The sequence below is a fragment of the Devosia sp. Root685 genome (assembly GCF_001427875.1).
Taxonomy (GTDB): Bacteria; Pseudomonadota; Alphaproteobacteria; order Rhizobiales; family Devosiaceae; genus Devosia.
Genome location: NZ_LMHK01000002.1, coordinates 1172287 through 1190900, shown reverse-complemented (window position 1 = coordinate 1190900; position 18614 = coordinate 1172287). Strand labels below are relative to the sequence as shown.

Annotated in this window: 17 protein-coding genes and 2 pseudogenes; 8 read left to right on the top strand and 11 right to left on the bottom strand. The window is 57.2% G+C overall.

Annotated elements, in window-relative coordinates; translation table 11 throughout:
• Positions 1 to 87: 87 nt before the first annotated feature.
• Both ASD83_RS14000 and ASD83_RS13995 read right to left on the bottom strand, forming a co-directional pair.
• Entirely contained in the window at positions 88 to 531 is a 444-nt protein-coding gene (locus tag ASD83_RS14000) for a hypothetical protein (protein ID WP_056311841.1), read from the bottom strand.
• 40 nt (positions 532 to 571) lie between these two features.
• Positions 572 to 943, bottom strand: coding sequence for a hypothetical protein (locus ASD83_RS13995; RefSeq protein WP_056311839.1), 372 nt, complete (start codon positions 941 to 943; stop codon positions 572 to 574).
• A gap of 62 nt (positions 944 to 1005) precedes the next feature.
• Here ASD83_RS13995 and ASD83_RS13990 point away from each other — a divergent pair, with 62 nt between their 5' ends.
• The gene (locus ASD83_RS13990; protein ID WP_056311837.1) at positions 1006 to 4341 is read left to right on the top strand and encodes an error-prone DNA polymerase; all 3336 of its coding nucleotides are present in this window, start codon (positions 1006 to 1008) and stop codon (positions 4339 to 4341) included.
• A gap of 107 nt (positions 4342 to 4448) precedes the next feature.
• Here ASD83_RS13990 and ASD83_RS21140 read toward each other — a convergent pair whose 3' ends face one another.
• A complete protein-coding gene (locus ASD83_RS21140) occupies positions 4449 to 4847 on the bottom strand; it encodes a hypothetical protein (protein ID WP_162249143.1) in 399 nt (132 codons plus the stop codon).
• On the opposite strand from ASD83_RS21140, the pseudogene dinB reads away from it, so the two are divergent.
• A pseudogene (dinB, locus tag ASD83_RS13980) lies at positions 4788 to 5858 on the top strand (DNA polymerase IV). The gene ASD83_RS21140 and the pseudogene dinB overlap by 60 nt on opposite strands.
• Positions 5859 to 5922: 64 nt before the next feature.
• Here the strand turns inward: dinB and ASD83_RS13975 are convergent.
• The 6 genes from ASD83_RS13975 to ASD83_RS13950 form a co-directional block, all read right to left on the bottom strand.
• Complete coding sequence (locus ASD83_RS13975) at positions 5923 to 7086, bottom strand: hypothetical protein (protein WP_056311833.1); 1164 nt, start codon at positions 7084 to 7086, stop codon at positions 5923 to 5925.
• Entirely contained in the window at positions 7083 to 7532 is a 450-nt protein-coding gene (locus ASD83_RS13970; RefSeq protein ID WP_056311832.1) for a response regulator transcription factor, read from the bottom strand. Before ASD83_RS13970 ends, ASD83_RS13975 begins: the two co-directional genes overlap by 4 nt.
• Before the next feature lies 1 nt (position 7533).
• Positions 7534 to 10398: a hypothetical protein gene (locus ASD83_RS13965; RefSeq protein WP_156385962.1), complete on the bottom strand. Its 2865-nt coding sequence runs from the start codon at positions 10396 to 10398 to the stop codon at positions 7534 to 7536.
• A gap of 292 nt (positions 10399 to 10690) precedes the next feature.
• Positions 10691 to 11479, bottom strand: coding sequence for a metallophosphoesterase (locus ASD83_RS13960; protein WP_056311827.1), 789 nt, complete (start codon positions 11477 to 11479; stop codon positions 10691 to 10693).
• A 2-nt stretch (positions 11480 to 11481) separates the two neighbouring features.
• Positions 11482 to 12333, bottom strand: coding sequence for a metallophosphoesterase (locus ASD83_RS13955; RefSeq protein ID WP_082561186.1), 852 nt, complete (start codon positions 12331 to 12333; stop codon positions 11482 to 11484).
• A complete protein-coding gene (locus ASD83_RS13950) occupies positions 12330 to 12689 on the bottom strand; it encodes a DUF6634 family protein (RefSeq protein WP_056311823.1) in 360 nt (119 codons plus the stop codon). The genes ASD83_RS13955 and ASD83_RS13950 overlap by 4 nt, the downstream gene beginning before the upstream one ends.
• A 584-nt stretch (positions 12690 to 13273) precedes the next feature.
• Between ASD83_RS13950 and ASD83_RS13940 the strand changes: the two genes are divergently transcribed.
• The 4 genes and pseudogenes from ASD83_RS13940 (at position 13274) to ASD83_RS13925 (ending at position 14622) form a co-directional block, all read left to right on the top strand.
• Positions 13274 to 13567 carry a helix-turn-helix transcriptional regulator gene (locus ASD83_RS13940; protein ID WP_162249168.1) on the top strand — a complete coding sequence of 98 codons (294 nt, stop codon included), beginning with the start codon at positions 13274 to 13276 and terminating at the stop codon, positions 13565 to 13567.
• A gap of 224 nt (positions 13568 to 13791) precedes the next feature.
• A pseudogene (locus ASD83_RS13935) lies at positions 13792 to 14004 on the top strand (HNH endonuclease); the annotation flags it as partial.
• 61 nt (positions 14005 to 14065) lie between these two features.
• A complete protein-coding gene (locus ASD83_RS13930) occupies positions 14066 to 14326 on the top strand; it encodes a type II toxin-antitoxin system ParD family antitoxin (protein WP_056311816.1) in 261 nt (86 codons plus the stop codon).
• Positions 14326 to 14622, top strand: coding sequence for a type II toxin-antitoxin system RelE/ParE family toxin (locus ASD83_RS13925; RefSeq protein ID WP_056311814.1), 297 nt, complete (start codon positions 14326 to 14328; stop codon positions 14620 to 14622). The genes ASD83_RS13930 and ASD83_RS13925 overlap by 1 nt, the downstream gene beginning before the upstream one ends.
• A gap of 9 nt (positions 14623 to 14631) precedes the next feature.
• On the opposite strand, the gene ASD83_RS13920 is transcribed toward ASD83_RS13925, so the two are convergent.
• Entirely contained in the window at positions 14632 to 15135 is a 504-nt protein-coding gene (locus ASD83_RS13920) for a disulfide bond formation protein B (protein ID WP_056311812.1), read from the bottom strand.
• 80 nt (positions 15136 to 15215) lie between these two features.
• Positions 15216 to 16043 carry a DUF72 domain-containing protein gene (locus tag ASD83_RS13915; protein WP_082561184.1) on the bottom strand — a complete coding sequence of 276 codons (828 nt, stop codon included), beginning with the start codon at positions 16041 to 16043 and terminating at the stop codon, positions 15216 to 15218.
• Positions 16044 to 16190: 147 nt separating this feature from the next.
• Between ASD83_RS13915 and ASD83_RS13910 the strand changes: the two genes are divergently transcribed.
• Positions 16191 to 16991, top strand: coding sequence for a thermonuclease family protein (locus tag ASD83_RS13910; protein WP_244489175.1), 801 nt, complete (start codon positions 16191 to 16193; stop codon positions 16989 to 16991).
• On the top strand, positions 16988 to 18469 hold the full coding sequence (locus tag ASD83_RS13905; RefSeq protein ID WP_056311810.1) for a M48 family metalloprotease: 1482 nt from the start codon (positions 16988 to 16990) through the stop codon (positions 18467 to 18469). The genes ASD83_RS13910 and ASD83_RS13905 overlap by 4 nt, the downstream gene beginning before the upstream one ends.
• Positions 18470 to 18614: the final 145 nt, after the last annotated feature.

Genomic DNA, 18614 nt, shown 5'->3' with positions numbered 1-18614 from the left:
CGGATCCGGATGGAAACCGCTTCTGCGTAATTCAAACCTGAAGCTCAGTTTCGACGGATTGCAGAGGCTGAGCTCACATAGTCTGATTTAGGCGCCATAGGGAACCTCACGGTCCCAGTCGTCCGTCATTTCTTCGCGGCTTGCAGGCTTTGACCAAAGGGCGTCAAAATTGGGCTGATAGAAAACCCGGTAGGTCGAATTGAGGTAGTCAATCAGCTCATGAGAGTGAGGTGGAGACGTCCATTCCGGCACCGTTCTCATGTGATCCCAGTGTGCCATCTCGGCGACCTTGGTCGCATATTCCTCCGCGGTCTCTTCGTCGTCGGCCCTTATAAACAGGATCGGGTCATTGCTCAGCCGATGCCGAAGCTCCCACCAACCCGAGAGCGTAGTGCCACGGTGCGGATCATAGAATGGGACGAGCACCAGCCCGTTGCACTCCCGCGCCTCCGCCTCGCTAGGCCAGAGGCCCCGCAGGTCGGGATGATTGGGGTCGCGATGCTGGTGGATGAAGGTCCAGGGACTGGTCATTGCTATGCCTCGATGTTGGCGGCGCAAAATTCACGGGGGATCAATGCCATGGCTCATCCGGCGGCTCTGCGTCATAAAATGGTCCGAGGTAGGGTGGCTGCGGGATCTCGGCTTCACCGGCGAAGCGGATCGCGATTTCGATCTGCTCGAACATGGGTGTCTCCCGATCCCAATCGGCGACGCAAATCCAGTCGCGTAGATCAGCCAGCGCCGTTGCGATCTCAAAGGCCCGCTTCGCATTCGTCGGCAAAAGCAAAAGGCTTGGATAGCTGCGGAGGGAGACGGTGAAAAAGTCCTCCTCGTCGCCGCCGACGTCATGGACCTCCAGACCGGCATAGCTCCAGTGCCGGTGAAGATCCCCTTTTTCAGGCGCCACTTCTGTCCACAGGCTTCGGCATGTGATCGCATCCATCTTGACTCTCCCGCCATCCGGAATGAGAACACAAGAAGAACGAACTTCGTCTTGAGTCAACCATGTCTGTCCACCAATCGCCGGCAGCGACGCCTTACGCCGAGCTTCTGGCGGCCACTAATTTCAGCTTTCTGAGGGGGGCATCCCATCCGTTCGAAATGGTTGGGCAGGCTGCGGGGCTGGGGCTTTCCGGTATCGGCATATGCGATCGGAATAGCCTGTCAGGCGTGGTTCGCGCATTCGCGGCGGCGAGGGACCTTGCTGAAAGTCATCCTGACTTTAGGCTGGTGGTTGGAACACGCCTGGTCTTCTCCGATAAGACGCCTGATGTGGCCGTATACCCGGTTGACCGAGCCGCTTACGGGCGCCTGAGCGCACTGCTGACATTAGGGAACCGCCGGGCGCCAAAGGGCGAGTGCTTTCTTGAATTTCAAGACCTAGTGGAGCACGCCGAAGGTCAAGCCATGATCGTCGTGCCCAGGCTGGGAAAAATTGCCGACGACATCGCGGCGGCAGACAAGCTCGCCCGGGTGGCCCCAGGCCGGGTTTGGGTTGCCGCGACGTACCTTTTCAATGGCCACGATACCGGTCGGCTCAATCGCATCTCGGGGTTCTGTCGAGAATATCGGCTGCCCATGCTCGCCAGCATGGATCCGCTCTATCATGTCCCAAGCCGTCAGCCGATCCAGGATGTGCTGAGCTGTATCCGCGAACACGTTACCATCGCAAATGCGGGGTTCCTGCTGTCGCCGAACGCTGAGCGACACATCAAGCCTCCGGACGAAATGGCAGGGCTGTTCCGCCAGCACCTCAAGGCTCTGGAGGAAACCAACCGGTTTCTGTCCCTGATCTCCTTCAGCCTCGCCGAGCTCAAATACATCTACCCGGAGGAAACCGTCGGCAATGGCGAGACCGCCCAACAAACGCTTGAACGACTGAGCTACGAGGGCGCCCGGTCGCGCTACCCCGATGGTGTTCCAGAGAAGGTTCAGAAGGGGCTCGTCCACGAACTGTCCCTAATCGCCGAGATGGGTTACGCACCGTATTTTTTGACCGTGCAAGACATTGTTCGGTTCGCCCGCCAAGAACGAGGGATCCTCTGCCAGGGTCGAGGATCGGCAGCCAACTCTGCCGTCTGCTTTTGCCTCGGCATCACCGAAGTCGATCCAATGTTGGTCGACCTGCTCTTCGAGCGCTTCGTCTCCACCGAGCGTGATGAACCACCGGATATCGACGTCGATTTCGAGCACGAGCGACGCGAAGAAGTGATGCAGTACATCTACCAGAAGTACGGCCGCCATCGCGCTGGCCTCACCGCCAATGTCATCACCTATCGCGCAAAGGGCGCCATCAGAGACGTCGGCAAGGTGTTTGGCCTGAGCGACGACACCATCAGCATGATCAGCGCGCTGAATTGGGGATGGGGTAGCATCGATATTCCCGAGGAGCGCATGCGCCAGATCGGGATTGATCCCGGCGATCCCGTTATCCACATGGTTATGACCATCGCCAATGAACTCTACGGGTTTCCGCGGCATCTCGGTCAGCATGTCGGCGGCTTTGTCATCACTCGCGACCGTCTCGATCAGCTCGTTCCCATCTCGAACGCGGCGATGGACGACCGGACCGTCATCGAGTGGAACAAAGATGATCTCGATGAGCTCGGAATCCTCAAGGTCGACGTGCTTGCACTCGGCATGCTGAGTTGCATCCGCCGGGCGTTCAACCTGATGCGTCAGCACTATGGTCAGTCGCTCACTTTGGCGACCGTGCCGCAGGAAGACCCGCGGGTCTATCGAATGACCCACCGAGCCGATACGATCGGTGTTTTCCAGATCGAAAGCCGCGCGCAGATGTCCATGCTGCCGCGGCTAAAGCCGAGCGAATTCTACGATCTCGTCATCGAGGTCGCCATAGTCCGACCAGGTCCGATTCAGGGCGACATGGTCCATCCCTACCTCAAGCGCCGGCAGGGCCTGGAGCCGACGAGCTATCCGTCACCAGAGCTCGAACATGTCCTGAAGAAAACCTACGGTGTTCCGCTCTTCCAGGAGCAGGCCATGAAGATCGCCATCGTTGCGGCCGGCTTCACACCGGGCGAGGCCGACCGACTACGGCGCGCCATGGCGACGTTCAAAAAAACCGGTGGTGTTGGCGCCTTCAAGGACAAGTTTATCGGCGGCATGCTTGAGCGGGGTTATGCCAAGGAATTTGCCGAAGCATGTTTCCGGCAGATCGAGGGGTTTGGCAGCTATGGGTTTCCTGAATCCCACGCCGCAAGTTTTGCCTTGCTGGTCTATGTGTCCTGCTGGCTCAAATGCCACTACCCAGATGTCTTCGCGGCTGCGCTGCTCAACTCCCAGCCCATGGGCTTTTATGCGCCGGCTCAGATCATCAGTGACGCCCAAGCCCATGGTGTCGACGTTCGGCCGGTCGATATCAACCTGAGCGACCTGGAGGTCGTGATGGAAAGGACCAACCAGGCAGGTCTTTCCCTTGCAGCCCGCCACGCCGAGATGGCCGACGACATCTGGGGCAATATGGCGGTCCGTCTTGGGTTCAACCTCGTCGGTGGTCTCCGGCTTGACCATGCCAATCTCATTGTCGCCCGACGTCGTGGCGGTTACGACAGCATCCGTGATCTCTGGCTCCGGACTGGCCTTTCGTCGAAAAACCTTACTGCACTCGCCGAGGCGGATGCTTTCCAATCCTTGGGCCTGTCGCGCCGCGACGCGTTTTGGGTGATCAAGGGTATGGAGGGCGAGCACGGCGCCGAAAGGCTACCCTTGTTCCTTGCTGGCGAAGCGCCTCCCGCCTGGAAGCAAGAAGAGAGCGACCTACCGCCGATGACACTTGGCGAGGAGGTCATTCACGACTACCGCACGCTTTCCATCTCATTGAAAGCTCACCCCCTCTCGTTTCTCCGCGACAAGCTTGAGCGCCGACGCGTAACGGTCGCCGACGATCTGCGAACAGTGCCGCCTGGCAGGATGGTAAATGTCGCGGGCTTGGTTCTCGTTCGGCAACGCCCGGGCACTGCTAGCGGCGTCATCTTTGCCACCCTTGAAGACGAGACGGGCGTCGCGAACGTGATCATTTGGCCAAAGGTATTTGAGGCGAACCGTCGGGTTGTGCTCGGCGCCCGGGTTCTCGGCGTCCGCGGTACCCTTCAGCGCGAGGGTATCGTCATCCATGTCATCGCCAAGGAGTTCTTCGACCTGACTTCCGACATCGCGGCGATTGCCGGCGGCGTTGATATCGGGGAGCGAACCATCGCAAGGGCCGACGAGGCAAAGTCAGGAGGCCCTAAGGGGCGCAATCGTGAGCAGGAGCAGTATCAGGCGGAGGTTGAGCAGCGACTGCGCGAGGCTTTGCCTAAGGGGCGGAATTTCCACTGATGCTCACCCGACCCATCCGCACGCTGCTGGACTTTCATGAGACCGAACGCGCTATCCATGCGTATTGCAGCCACTATTGGATTTGCAGTCATGACGCCCAATTGGTCCTAGAAGTGCTGGCCGCCCACCTGGGTTGGCAGTTTGATTTCTACGGCGGACGCGACCTTCTGGCGGGCCGGCTTCGGTGCTCTATCTGCGGATGGTATTACCCAAATTTTGCCTTGGGTCACGCAGGTAAGCGGCCTGAGTTCGCCGGCACCCATGGGGCTGGAACAGTTCCAGTTCCACCGGATCAGCTCATCGTACTGCAACGAGCGCGAGAGGCGAACATTGCCGAGGAGATGCCTTGGGTGGGGAAGAGAAAAGGCGGCAGGAAATTCGGGCGATGACTGCTGACACCCGCTGGCTGGATTGCCGCATAAATCTAGGATCATGAGGACCAGGTCATGACCGTTCGAAAAATCATCCACGTCGACATGGACGCCTTTTACGCCAGCGTCGAGCAACGAGATAATCCCGAACTCCGCGGAAGGCCGGTGGCCGTAGGCTATGGCGCGAAACGGGGAGTGGTGGCCGCAGCGAGCTACGAGGCGCGGGCTTTTGGCGTGTTCTCGGCGATGCCATCGGTGACGGCTATGCGAAAGTGTGCTGACCTGATCTTCGTGCCACCACGGTTTGACATCTATCGCTCCATCTCGGCGCAGATCCGAGAAATTTTCGCGGAGCACACCGATCTGATCGAGCCGCTGTCCCTAGACGAAGCCTTTTTGGACGTCACCAAAAACAAGCAGGACATTCCCGTTGCTACCGATATCGCCAATGCCATTCGGGCCAGGATCAAAGAGGTGACTGGACTGAACTCGTCAGCCGGGATTTCCTACAACAAATTCCTCGCAAAAATGGCCAGCGGGAAACGGAAGCCCAACAATTATTTCGTCATTCCGCCGGGAAAGGGCGAGGCATTTGTCGCCACGCTGCCAATCGAGAAATTCCATGGCGTTGGACCCGCGACCGCCAAGCGAATGCACGCCCATGGCATTCAGTTGGGAGCCGATCTGGCCAAGCTGACCATGGAGGAGATGATCGCGCGCTTCGGCAATTCCGCAGAGTAGTGGTTCAACTTGGCTCGGGGCATCGATAACCGAGAGGTGAAACCCGACCGCGAGCGAAAGTCCATTGGAGCCGAGGACACCTTTGCGGAAGATATCTCGACCCTTGAAGAGGCGCGCCCCTTGGTGAAGCCCTTAGTCGAGAAGGTTTGGAATTCTTGCGAGAAGCGGGGCCTCGCAGGGCGTACCGCGACTCTGAAGGTCAAATTCGCCGATTTCGAGCAGATTACGCGATCGAAAAGTCACCCTCAGCCATTTCGCCAGCAATCGGAACTTGCCGAGCTGATTGATCACCTGCTCCGGCAGGAGTTCCCGCCGCGATCAGATGTTCGATTGCTGGGAGTCACTGTCTCCAATTTCTCGTCCGCAGAAATGCCTCTGAGCAGCCAGATTGCTCTGTCCCTCTAGGATTTGAAACTGAAGCTTGGAGTGCAAATCCAGCGAGGGCGCAAATCCGTTGGGTAAATTTAACTCAAACCGACGCCAGCAGACGATCAATTGCTCGAACCAGGAACCTGGCCGAGACAATCGACCCGTACTCTTGGAATGTGTCGCTCTTCTTTTCGTCTCCGACATCTACCACTGTCTTCGCTCCGAAGAAAATTGGTCGAGGGCTCGCAAACTCAGCAGCTTTATAGACGCCGTACATCTCCATATCTAAAGCCGCCATCTGACGATGCTGTGCCGTGATCTCCTCCATGCGGTTTTTATCCGCCACCACTGCCGACCCGGTGGCCATAGGTTGAAGAATTATCTTTTCGAACAACGCTTTATCTTCAATAAGTCCAATCTTCATGTCCAGCATCTGGTTGTCCTCAGCTAGCATCTGAGCCAGCTTGGTTCGCACGTCTAGTGTGAGATTGGAATCAAAGTGCTCCATCCGGAAGTTGTCGTTGGACCATTTCCCAGCCTGATACTCCCAACACATGTCTGCCACAACGATGGTTCCAATGCTGGCTTTTCCTGATACACCGGCACATATTCCGGACATCGCCACTAGTTTCGGATTGAATTTCTCCAACACTCGTGCAGTGACGAGGGACGCGTTCACCAACCCCATTCTAGGTAGGCAAACACAGACCCCCGAGAGATCTCCGATCGAAATCTCAAGGCAGTCCAAACCCGAAATACTCCGGTAATCTCCGAGTGTGGCGCCGGTTTTCTCGAATGCTTTTCGCTCGAGTTCCAGAGCACAGATAACGACAAAGTCAAAGACGGACCTGTCTTTAGCCGCACTCATCGCTCGAGTAATTTTGGCTGGCCACTTGGGATCGTTGCTTTCTCCATCGAACGAAGCAAGCAAAATGCCAGCGTCAGAGAAACGCTTCAGCTGGTTGTCGACGATGTCAGAAAACGACGATAGCGCTAATATCACCGAATAATGGCAGTGCTCGCTGCCTTGCACGGTCTCGATGATCTCCTCCGACACATCGACGGTGTCTTGATCGTCCTCTCGTAACGGCAGCATCAAATCTAAAACTACTAAGTCAAACTGCTCACTATAAAGAAGTTTTTGAGCATGAGCAAAAAATGAAGCTCGTCGCAATTCTAGAGCTCCACCTTCATGAGTGCGCTCAACATGGCCGGCGATTTTCGCATACTTCCCGGCGTCGTCCTCAACAATAAGGATCTTCATAGGCTGCTCACAATATTGACTAGCCGAACAGCCCAATCCGAACCTTCGGGCTCATACTTAAGAACCTCGGTCACGTTCATCATCTGCGCGGCATGGAAAGCTTTGATTGCTGTTGGAGTTGGATAGAGGGTGTCATCAATCTCGATTTCCGGATATTGGGTCACCACAACGACCATGTCTGTTCTGCCGAGATAAGCCAGCTCCAGCAGCACCTCTATGCCTCCCGATGGCAACGAGGTAGCTGGACTTGCGCCCGCCTTCACTGTGTGGCTTGGAAGCGCCATGTCCAGAACTATAAGGGAATAGATACCCTCGAGCTTTCCAATTGCCCGTTGTACTGAGTCGGCAACCTCCACCCGCGCATTTGGCAACGCTGACCGAATAGCCTCTCGTATTCGATCTAGTTTGAAGTCATCGTCTTCAACGACGAGGATACTGGGGACCATACTATTCTTGGGTCCTCACGCGACAAGCGAATGAGATCACGCGATCGGCGATCGCCATGTCGATGCTCTCAATCTCCCGAATATCGGCTTCCATGCGTCGCAGTTTCATGATCCCACTGCGGTTTTCGATGACCATCGCATCGTCCAAGTTACCGGACAGGGCATCCTCAACGCGCATTTTTACCGCCTCTTCTGTGTCGTCCTCAGCAATCTCTGACGACACAGTTATTGTCATGGACTTAATGATCATGTCCGTTTGACTAAATTCAATTCGCCGAGTCACCTTGCCCTTGCGGTGCCCGTGTTTCGCAGCATTGAAAATGATCACATACAAGAAGTCATACATGTGATGGTACATAACGCCTAGGAGTGTAACGTCATCCTCTCCTGCTATCTCAACTTTAGGCTCAAAGTCGGGGAAGTGCTCAGTCACCTCATCCATCACTGCCTCGAACAGCAGTGAAAAAGGTGCTGAAGGAGAGAGATTAGTTGGTTTGGCGAACCAGTTTGACGCGTTGCGTATTCTTTCCTCAGTAAACCGGTTGACTTCGCGAACAAGAGATGCGGCGACTAATTTTGCCTGCTCAGGCACTCCTCGTTCCGCCAAAGACTTTGGCATATTTCCCTGGTGCCGCCTAAATTCATCAAAGGCCAAGCGAATGACAGAAAGGTCCTGTTCCAGTATTCTCCAACAATGCTCTATGATGCTCTGCTGTACGACAGCTAAACTCTTAGTTTCCCTATACTGGCGAGAGAGGTCTCGAATTGCATCGCGCGTATACCCCATTCTCCGGGCGCCGAATATATTCGGGTTCAAAAGTCCACGAGGTTTCTTTTTGGAGCGAACTTGAAGTAGTTCTGTCCCGAAAGTCGTCACCGATTGGCGGTAATCGTCAATCCAAGCGTTGAGGCGCCCCCCTGCCTCGGTAGACAGAAGGTCCTTGTATTCCTGTTTGCCTAGAAGTGGCTCCATTTGGGTTGCGAGATACCCAAAAAGAGTGCCGTGCCTAATTCGTCGACCGATGTATGAGTCAACACCATACCGCTTGTCGGCGCAAAACTCCGCAAATGCCTTTTGAAGTACCGCTGCTAAGCGACCTGTTGGCGTACTGAATTCCGGATAGCCACCTTCCCCACTGAATGTCGAAATGTCCTCTTCCGAAATGTCCCCACTTCGGAAGGCCGCACTCAGCTCGTCAATCGTATTGTCTTGCAGCCAAAGCGTAAAACGTACGTGGTCAACGTAGATGCGGACATCATTAATTTCGCCACGGACACGCTGAAGTCGTTTGTCGAGCCGAAGAGTCTTAGCTCGCTCTCTCGCGGAAGGTTCATTGAATTTGTCGGCGAACCAATCCAGAAGCGCAGCTCGGCTTTCAAAGACCTCATCCGTGGTGGGAAGGAGGTGGTATAGCTGTACGAGGAAGCCCTCTGTGCAAAGCCCCACCAAGTGCTCAGCGACAGAAGGTCCTCGCTCGAAAAGCCACTCCGCAAAATTGACCAAACTCCCAGAAAACCGCTTAAGTACAATGTCCTGCAGAACCCGTCGGAGCGCGTGGTCATGAGCACTCTTGCCGCTCTTGGCAGTCACGAGTGCCAGCATGATGTACTTAGAGATTTGGTCAGTTGAGTACTTGAAGAACGACCTGATCTCATCTTCGGAGAGCATCTTCTCCAAAGCAATAGTATTTGCCATCAAACATATCAGCTGGTCCTCATCGAGATCAGAGGCGGTCGCGCCCCCCTGGACAGATCGCACGAAGGCAATCGATCGAATGAATGGACCCGAGCTATCGTTGTTGTACCGATCAACAGATACAGTGATGACTTCAGGGGACACTGCAAGTTTCGTAATTGAAGGTACGTCACCGAAAAAGCTGTCGGCTGCCTTGGTTGTCCTCAAGACTCCAAAACCATCCAAGCTATCACCATAGTAGCTGTCTATAGCGTCTCTGAAGGCCACCACCCGAGGTGCTTCAATGAAGGCAATGCTCGACCGATAGAAAGTGCTGTCCAGATACATGTGTCCATCTTTTGAGACAATGGACCGAGCGATCTTATCTATGCTTCTATTTAGAAGTTTTATCGAAGTCAGTATCTCAGCGGGGAACAACTCGGGCACCCGTGACCTGATTTTGGCAATCGGTTCGGGAGCAAGAAAATGCGCTACTGCGCTTAGGACACCGTCAAGCAAGGAGAACGACCCAAGCGTCTGAATTTGCGAAGCTATATCCACTTCCGAGGCTCGAATTGGCCTGAAGTAGAAACGCAGAACTTCAGCCGCATTCTTTCGATTGTTCTGCTCACTCTCCTTGGCAAAATCGAGAAGCGAGCTTCTGGTTAGAGAGTATTCGTAATCTTGGTCCATCAAATCGGTAAGGGCCAATGGGACCACGTGGCGCCGCTGAAGCCCAAACAGCTTTAATTCCTCCGCACAGATGCTCCTGAGTTCCGAGCCCGGCGCAGTTGTAGAATAAAGATATGCGACCTTCCGCAAATAAGTTAACGAATAGCCCGAGATCAACTTCAGTCGCGCGAGCATAGTGACTATTCGGCCAGCATTCCGCGATGAAATCGCGTCATTAGTTTGCTCAAGGACCTTGATAGCTTCGAAGAGTTGAACCCGATTCTTAGCGACACGCTCGGCGAGAAAAATAAGCTCATGCTCTAGCGGCATGTCCGTCAAACGCACGATGTTTCCGAGAGTGGGAGGCACGAGAGGGAAATCGTCGGTCAACTCAAGTTTGGCGAGCAAGGGATGATTGAAGAGTATTGCTGCAACCGCTGCAGCATCCTCGCTCGGCAGATCTCGCCGAAGGTTATTCATCGTGTCCGTGACATTCTTCTCCGATGAGCCCTTGGCCATAAGGCCTCGGAGACGTTGCTTTGTCCGGACATCACCGACATTCGATAGACTGATTGAGTTTTCGTCCACCGAAGCTCCCCCAAAGAGATGAAAAACATCTGCGCCGTCAATTATTAAGGCTGGCATCCAAGCATTCGCAAGCGCTCAAAAGCCGTGTCCACGACTTCCTGTTGCACTCTTTAGGATTCGGGCCTTGTGTACCGCGTGAGGTACGAACAACTAGGCGCTCTTTTTGTCATCTACATTGAGAGGCAAACCTCTACTTAAAAGGCACTTTCAAGCCAGCAGTCAGTCAAATCTCGATCACCATCGCAGGATCGAACCCCAACATGTTCTCGCCCGTGTACCCGCGCGGGTTGCAGATCACCCTCGTCGCTCCCGCCCAATAGTCAAATGAGGTGTGAGTATGGCCGTGAATCCAGAGTTCCGGATGATGCCTCTCAATAGTACCCGTCAGATCGCTAACGAAAGCGGCGGTCAGTGGATCGGTGCTGAACCTGGGGGCGACCGAGCCGGGGTGGGGCGCGTTGTGGGTCACAACTACCTTGCGCCGGTCCGTCACTCCCATGGCGGTCTCTAGCCAGGTTCGCGAAATGAGGTGCTCTTTGCGAGCTCGAGCGGCAGTCCAAATTTCCGGCGAATTCTCCTCCGGCCGGATGAGCCGAAAGTCATTCATGTACATCTCACACCACGCCATATCACGTTGCCGCCGTGCCTCGTCGCCCCGGGCGAAAAAGTCAAAATCAGACCAGAGCGTGCTGCCGAAGACACGGATATCGCCGATGTCGACGAATTCGTTGTCGAGGAGGTCAATCCCCAACTGAACCGCCCGCTCTTTCGCCTTCTCTTTCAGGTCCTCCATGCTCGCATAACGGTTGTAGAACTCATGATTCCCGGCCACGTAGACCACGGGCATATGTGGCCTGACGTAGTGCGCTAGCCAGGCGACCCCATCCTCTGGGTCGCCGTCAGTCAAATCGCCGGCACAGACTGCGAGGTCCGCTTGCACGGGACTTAGCGCAAGGTTCCAAGGGGTGCCTCGACGACGACGATGAAGGTCGCTGAAAACCCAAATCTTCATCGCTAGAGTTCGATGATCAGGTGCGGATCGAAGTCGCGTGAATAGCCATCCTGGGTAAACCGAAGGCCCCACGGATTTGCGACAATCCTCGTCTTTCCAATCCAGTAATCCGATCTTTTGTGAATGTGCCCATGGATCCAGAGGTCTGGGGCTTCGGGTCGCTGAAGGATTGCGCTTAAGTCGCTGGCATAGCAGTGATCCAGATATCCGAAGCGATCCGAGTGCAGCGAATTTGGATGCGGAGCGTGATGACTTACCATCACCATTGGCCCCTCAAACGGTACCCTGAAGGCGTCGCGGATGTAGTTCAGCGTGCCGATGTGGAGGCCTATTGTGTCGATGGGCCGCATTCGCCGACGCTGCCCAGGATTCTTCTGTGAGGGGCGCTTGATGCGGCGGTAATCATTCATCCCATCTCTGCCTCTGGCGGCCCTCATTTTTTCAAACATGGGCGGGTCGAAACCGAGTCGGAAATCGGTCCAGAGGGTCGCCCCGATGAACCGCGCACCGGCGATTTCGACGGTGTCATTCTCGAGGAGATGGATACCGAGTTGATTGGCTCGTTCTCGGGCGCCATTCAGGACCTGCAGATAGGTTTGCAATCCTTCGTCGCCGGATTGAGAAGACTGATAATAATCGTGATTTCCGAGCACATAGACGACCGGAATGTCGCTGAAATTCCTAGCGATCCAGTCAAGAGATCGCGTCGCCGGTACGTGGACGTCGCCGGCAAGAACGATCACATCGGCATCATCGCGCATGGGGCGTGGTGCAAAGAATTGTGCCGAGGCAGTTAGCCCGTCTGCCAAAGTGAATTCTTGATGTAAGTCGCTCAGCACAGCAATGCGCGTCATTTCGCGGCTTCCGACAAATTAAGAGGTTCGAAAGGCTCGCCAAACCTGTAGTAGCGCGAGGCGGTCCTGACCCATTCGCTGTTGCCCCAGACTGCGATTTCGCTAGTTGTGACTAGCCGGCGCCCCTGAAGGCTCCCTGGGAGGTCTGGATGGTCAGCAACAAAGCCGACGAGTGCCGGCACTCTGCGGTCAATTGCGATCCAGTTAGAGATGGTGGTAGCCGCTTCTAGCTCGCCGGGAGAAAGCCCCTCGCCTTGAAGCATGCGACGGAGGTCGCGTGCCAATGCCTCGAGCTTTTCAATTTTCTGCCAGGCAGCGACCGGGTCTGCGAAGCCGTTCTGCTCAAAGAGAAGCATTATCGGCCCCCCCCGATGTCGGGGCTCGGATCTCCCCAGACCCCGTCGCCGTCAAACTTCTGTCCGAGGCGGTAAAAGCGCCCTAATGTTCTCACCCAACCGCCTTCTTGGTTTTCGATGACGACGGTGGAGGTCAGCCGACTTTCCATACTGGAGGCGGCCTCGGGGTGATCTATCGCCAGAGCTGCCAACGCGACGGCGTGTGGTCGAGCCACGCTCCAACCTACGAGTAGTGGGGCTGCTGCCAAAACCCGGCGGGATACCGGCTCGCCGTTTAGAAGGCTCTCGATGTCGGTGGCTAACACTTGAAGTCGGCTCAGTTCGGCTTGTGCTGCAGATGGATCAAGAAACCCCGTCGACCGATAGCTCAGCATCTGTGCTCCATCCACGCTTGGTGATTCGGAAATGCGATCGTCTGTTCGCTTACTCCGTCGGTTTCGTAATCCTTTGTAGGGTAACAGCACAGACGGATTGTCACACCAAGTGACATATTTTGTCACTTGAAGTGACAAGCATAACGTGACTTATGGACTATTTCCCGTTGCCGCTGGCAGCGCCAAATGTCGTGTGCCATGCCAAAGCGCATGAGCACCAACATCCATATCCTCAAAGCTGTGCGGGTAGCCTTTGGCTATAGCCAGGCCGATGTGGCCGCGATGATCAACGTGAGCCGTCGGTCGGTCATCCGCATGGAAAATGGCGAGGATAACGGACAGAGCACTTTCAAAGCCGTGCAAGCCGAATTCGAGCGACAAGGGGTGCGTTTCGTCAAGGCGGATGAAGAAGGCGGCTGGGGCGTAAGAATGCCGAAAGGCTGGAACGGCCCCTCTCCAGAGCTTAGCGACACTCCTTCGTTGCAGGAGCGCGAGGACGACTAAGGTGCCCTCAAGTTAGTCTGCGGAAAGACACGGCTGCTGAGCCAAATTGTAGCCTCGGTCGAATACCGGCGTGATCTACGAAGTTTAGAGTCGGTGCGGACAATTGCATCCAGCAGGGGTGGTCCGGCTCCTCCGCTAGGTGGGGGCCCCTCCGCCGGCCCACCCTCATTCGACATCGGTCGCATGCTCGAGTGCTCCCCCCGGACCCAACAATATGTTTTTCTAGCTCTACAGAAGAGAACGTGGTCGCGGCCTGCGCGCCGTGTAACCTCCGCAAGGCCAATCGGATGCCGAGCGAGATAAAAATGTTCCCGCATCAGGCTCCCTTTGCGCCGACGGTGCATGACTTGCACAATAATGGCAGGGCGTTTCCGCCGAACCATTTGCACAAGAGTTGGCTCGATTATCTCTATTGGGACATCGAGCTGGAGCCGTGAGGCTTGCGGGTTGTTGGTTTAATAACTATTATTGGTTGGTGCCAATGATGGAGATTGAGCCATGGCGATCAGTGCGGACCTAGGCGAAGTGCTCGAAAAGGTCGTGAGCGATCTCGTCGAGCACGGGCGTTACAACTCAAAGAGCGAAGTTTTGCGCGAAGGCGTGCGGCTGGTGCAGGAGCGCGAGGCGCGGCTGCGGGAGCTGGACGCCGCCTTGCTGGCGGGCGAAGAAGACATTGCCGCGGGGCGAATGAAGCCGGTCGAAGAGGTTTTCGAACGGCTCGTCGCAAAGTATGAGGCAATGACAAAGGCGCGTGGCTGATGCGTGTCAACATCTCAGGTCTTGCCGAAGCAGATATAGAGGCAATTGCTGATTTTATCGCCGAAGATAATCCGATGCGAGCAGGCAGCTTTGCTCGTGAATTGTGGGACGCATGCGTGGGCCTCGGGGATGCGCCTTTTCGGTTTGCCCAACTGGAGGACTACGAGAACCGAGGCTACCGGCGGCGGGTCTACGGCCGATACTCAATTATCTATCGGGTGGACGGCGATGAGGTCTTGGTCGTGCGTGTATTCTCCAGCCTCCTGGATATACGCGCAGTGCTCGGAGAAAACTAAGCGCTGATATCAGCCCTTACGCCGTGCCTGAAACACCATCGCCCCGATCAGCAGCGCAACCATCGCCAGCGAAATCAGCGCGTTGTAACCCGCCAGCGAAAGGCCGACGAAGCGGAACTGCACGACGTCGCAGCCGATGACCGGGGTCATGCTGTTGAGCTGGTCAAAACTGAAACTGTCGCCGACGCCGGTGCAGGCGGTGGGGCCGGGCCAAAAACCCCATTCGACGCCCGCGTGATAGGCGCCCATATAGGTGCCCCAAGCGAATATGGCGGTGACCACGGCCATGCCGGTGTACCAGGCGGGCAGCGGCAGACGGTTCCAAAGGACCAAAATCAGCGCCAGAAGCGGCAGGCCCCAATAATAGGCCATGCGTTGTTCGAGGCAGAGTTCGCAGGGATAGAGGCCGCCGATATATTGGCTGCCGAGCGCGCCAAGGATGGTGGCAAAGCCGAGGAAAAAAGCGGCGCCGGCGGCGAGCTTGTCGAGGGGACGGCGGGACGCGATGGCCATGGTAATTCTCGAGTGACGCTTGATGGGGCAGGGGCTTAGCCCCGCTTTGTGGCAAAAGCCAGCGGGGCACGGTGTCGTGATCAGGGCGGCGTCTTGATGCCGAGTTTTTCGGCCAGCGCCATGGCATTGGCGGGCGCGTGTAATTTATCCTCGTGGACGAAATAGGCATAGGTGTCCGTGCCGGCGTCACGCCAACCGGCAAGGGTTTTGGCGAGTTCTGAAATGTCGGCGTCTTCATAGCCGGCGGCGCCCGGGCGGGCGGGGCCCTGCAGGCGGCAATAGGCGAAATCGGCGGTGAGATCGAAGCGCGGGTTTTCGGCCGTGTCGGCGATCACGCGGGCGACATTGTGCTCGCGCAGAAGCGCTTGGGCTTCGGGTGTGTTGAAGCTTTCGTGGCGCATTTCCACGGCGTGGCGGAAGGTCTTGTTGCCATTGGGTTCGAGATAGGGCGGGGCCTTGGCGCCATCGGCTTTGCTCGCGAGCGCGAGATAAGTGTCGATGTCCCGCGGCAGTTGGGCGAGGAACGCGGAAAAGCTCGCAGCGTCGAAGCTCAGATTGGGCGGCAATTGCCAGATGAAGGGGCCAAGACGGTCGCCAAGGGCAAGAGGCCCCGAGGCAAAGAAGCCGGCTAGCGCATCCTCGCAGTTTTTCAGCCGCTTGATATGGGTGACGAGTTGCGGGCCCTTGATCGAGAACTGAAACCCTTCGGGCGTTTCGCCGGCCCATCGGGCGAAGCTGTCCGGTTTTTGGTTGCCGCGAAAGGTGGCGTTGATTTCGATGCTGGTCAGGTGATGGCTGGCATAGTTGAGCTCTTTCTTCTGGACGAGGCCTTTGGGAAAGAATGTGCCGCGCCAGGGCTCGAAAACCCAGCCTGCGGTGCCGGTGCGGATGGTACCCGTCTTGCTCATTGCCGCTCTCCTTGCGGCCTTCAACTTGGCCGTCCGCGATCAAATTGGCAATCTCTCTTGCCTGTGATCGCGTTCCGTCAGGTTCTGGTAATGCTTTTTTGCCTTAATCGTCCCTATGGTGAACGAAATGTTGCCGGGGGCAGAGTCTTGCGCGGGACCACGCTGATATCGACGGCCGCTTTCGCCTTGCTCGCCAGCGCGCCGCTGGCCTGCGAGAGTCTGACCATGGCTCCGGGTGGGGTCGTGGTGGAAGTGACTGACGGCGATACCGTTGTTCTCGATGATGGGCGCAAGATTCGATTGATCGGCACGCAGGCGCCAAAACTGCCGCTGGGGCGAGAGGATTTCGTTTCCTGGCCGCTGGCGCCCGAAGCGCAACGGGCGCTGGCAGATCTCGCGCTGAACAAAACGGTTCGCCTTGGTTTTGGCGGCGAAGCGATAGACCGGCACGAGCGGGTCTTGGCGCATATGTTCGTCGAAACCGAAGAAGGCGAGGTCTGGGCGCAGCTTTTCATGGTCGGGGCGGGGCTGGCACGGGTCTATTCCTTCCCCGATAACCGGCAATGTCTTGAACCGCTCTTTGCGGCCGAAGCGCGCGCCCGTGCGGATCGACTTGGCATTTGGGCCAATCCCTATTACAGCGTGCGTGCGGCGGACCGACCAGGCGAATTGCTGGATCGTGTGGGACATTATGAACTGGTGGAAGGTCGAGTACTCCTCGCCGACCGCAGTGGCTCTCGCATTTTCCTCAATTTTGGCCGGTTCTGGAAAGAAGACTTCACCGCCGTGATCGAAGGACCGGCCTTGCGGCTCTTCGAGAAGGATGAACTAGACCCATTGGTGCTTGAGGGGGCACTGGTGCGCATTCGTGGATGGGTGGACGATCGGGATGGTCCGCGCATCGAAGTAACCCATCCCGAGCAGATTGAGGTTTTGGCGACGCGATGACGGCGCTTTCTCTGTCCAAAAAAACACTGCGCCTTGGCGCCCTGACCCTGTCGCTTCTGGCGCTGGGGGCCTGTTCGTCGCTCACCGGGTCGTCGGTGGCGGTGAGCCGTACCGGGGACATGCCCGCGCCTATCGTCGTGCCCGAAGGCACCGAGCCCGATGACGTGGTCATCGGCCGGCGCGAGCACCCACGCATCATTGCGGCCTATGGCGGGGTCTATTCCGACCGCGAGGCCGAAATCATGGTGGCGCGCATCGTCGGGCGGCTCTTGGCCGCGGCCGACCAGCCCAATGCGCAATTCCAGGTGACGATTCTCGATACGTCCGAGGTCAATGCCTTTGCCCTGCCGGGCGGCTATATCTATGTGACGCGCGGTATTTTGGCGCTTGCTTCGGATACGAGCGAACTGGCGGCGGTGCTGGCGCATGAAATCGCCCACGTGACCCTGCGCCATGCACGGGCCCGCACCGACAAGACGCGGACGACGCAGATCGTCGATCGCGTCATCACCGGCATTTTCGGCGGCGACACATCGACTGACGCCACAGCCAACCGCACCCGCGAATCGCTGGCCGCCTTCGGGCAGAGCCAGGAACTGGAAGCGGATCGCGAAGGCATCAAGTTTGCCGGCAAGGCCGGGTTCGATCCGCAGGCGGCGGCGCGTTTCCTTGGCGTCATGAGCCGCTTTGCCGTTTTCTCGGCGGGCGATCAGGCGGGCGACGGCGGCTTCCTCTCCTCGCACCCATCGACCCCCGCCCGCATCCAGAAGGCTGCGGACACGGCACGGCAGATGTTCGGCAGTTCCAGCGTCGGCGAGACCGATCGCGACGGCTATATGGCGGCTATTGCCGGCATGGCCTTTGGCGACAGCCCATCCCAGGGCTCCATTGTCGGCAATCGCTTCATCCATTCGGGCTCGAAATTCACCTTCACCGTGCCGCAGGGCTATGCGCTGCAGACGGCGCAGAGTGCCGTAGTGGGGGTGGCTGGCGACGGCGAAGCCGTGCGCTTCGACAGTGCCGATGTGCAGGCCAATATGGCGCTGACCGATTATCTCAAATCGGGTTGGATCGCCGGGCTCAAGGCCGAGACGGTCACCTCACACAATTACAATGGCATCGAAATGGCCTCGGGCCTGGCGCAGACGGACCAGTGGTTCTTCCGCGTCGCGGTCATGCGGCTCGATGGTGCGGTCTATCGCTTCATCTTTGCGGCCAAGGCCGACAGCCAGCGCTTTGCGCAGGGCGCAGAGGCGACCATAAGAAGTTTCAAGCGCGCCGATGCGAGCGAGCTTAACCAGATCCGCAAGCTTTCAATGCGCATCATCACCGCCAAGGCGGGCGATACGGCGGACAAGCTTGCCGCCCAAATGGCCAATATCCCGGGCGGCCGCGACCTGTTCTTCATCCTCAACAATCTTTATCCCGGCGATCCGGTGCGGGTTGGGGCGAAGTATAAGGTGGTGGGGCCGAATTAGGCCTGCTGCAGGGTTGGTCCATGCCGCCGTAGCCCTCCTGGTGAGGTGCCCTCGGGTTTGACCCGAGGGCCTCGAACCGCGGGGCGAGCGAGTGGAGGCCCTGGTGCCACGCCCTCGCCCTTCGAGGCTTCGCTACGCTTCGCGC

Coding starts and splice junctions, on each gene's coding strand:
- ASD83_RS14000 (WP_056311841.1), bottom strand. CDS start 531: ATGACCAGTCCCTGGACCTTCATCCACCAGCATCGCGACCCCAATCAT.
- ASD83_RS13995 (WP_056311839.1), bottom strand. CDS start 943: ATGGATGCGATCACATGCCGAAGCCTGTGGACAGAAGTGGCGCCTGAA.
- ASD83_RS13990 (WP_056311837.1), top strand. CDS start 1,006: ATGTCTGTCCACCAATCGCCGGCAGCGACGCCTTACGCCGAGCTTCTG.
- ASD83_RS13975 (WP_056311833.1), bottom strand. CDS start 7,086: ATGAAGATCCTTATTGTTGAGGACGACGCCGGGAAGTATGCGAAAATC.
- ASD83_RS13970 (WP_056311832.1), bottom strand. CDS start 7,532: ATGGTCCCCAGTATCCTCGTCGTTGAAGACGATGACTTCAAACTAGAT.
- ASD83_RS13965 (WP_156385962.1), bottom strand. CDS start 10,398: ATGGCCAAGGGCTCATCGGAGAAGAATGTCACGGACACGATGAATAAC.
- ASD83_RS13960 (WP_056311827.1), bottom strand. CDS start 11,479: ATGAAGATTTGGGTTTTCAGCGACCTTCATCGTCGTCGTCGAGGCACC.
- ASD83_RS13955 (WP_082561186.1), bottom strand. CDS start 12,333: ATGACGCGCATTGCTGTGCTGAGCGACTTACATCAAGAATTCACTTTG.
- ASD83_RS13950 (WP_056311823.1), bottom strand. CDS start 12,689: ATGCTTCTCTTTGAGCAGAACGGCTTCGCAGACCCGGTCGCTGCCTGG.
- ASD83_RS13940 (WP_162249168.1), top strand. CDS start 13,274: ATGAGCACCAACATCCATATCCTCAAAGCTGTGCGGGTAGCCTTTGGC.
- ASD83_RS13930 (WP_056311816.1), top strand. CDS start 14,066: ATGGCGATCAGTGCGGACCTAGGCGAAGTGCTCGAAAAGGTCGTGAGC.
- ASD83_RS13925 (WP_056311814.1), top strand. CDS start 14,326: ATGCGTGTCAACATCTCAGGTCTTGCCGAAGCAGATATAGAGGCAATT.
- ASD83_RS13920 (WP_056311812.1), bottom strand. CDS start 15,135: ATGGCCATCGCGTCCCGCCGTCCCCTCGACAAGCTCGCCGCCGGCGCC.
- ASD83_RS13915 (WP_082561184.1), bottom strand. CDS start 16,043: ATGAGCAAGACGGGTACCATCCGCACCGGCACCGCAGGCTGGGTTTTC.
- ASD83_RS13905 (WP_056311810.1), top strand. CDS start 16,988: ATGACGGCGCTTTCTCTGTCCAAAAAAACACTGCGCCTTGGCGCCCTG.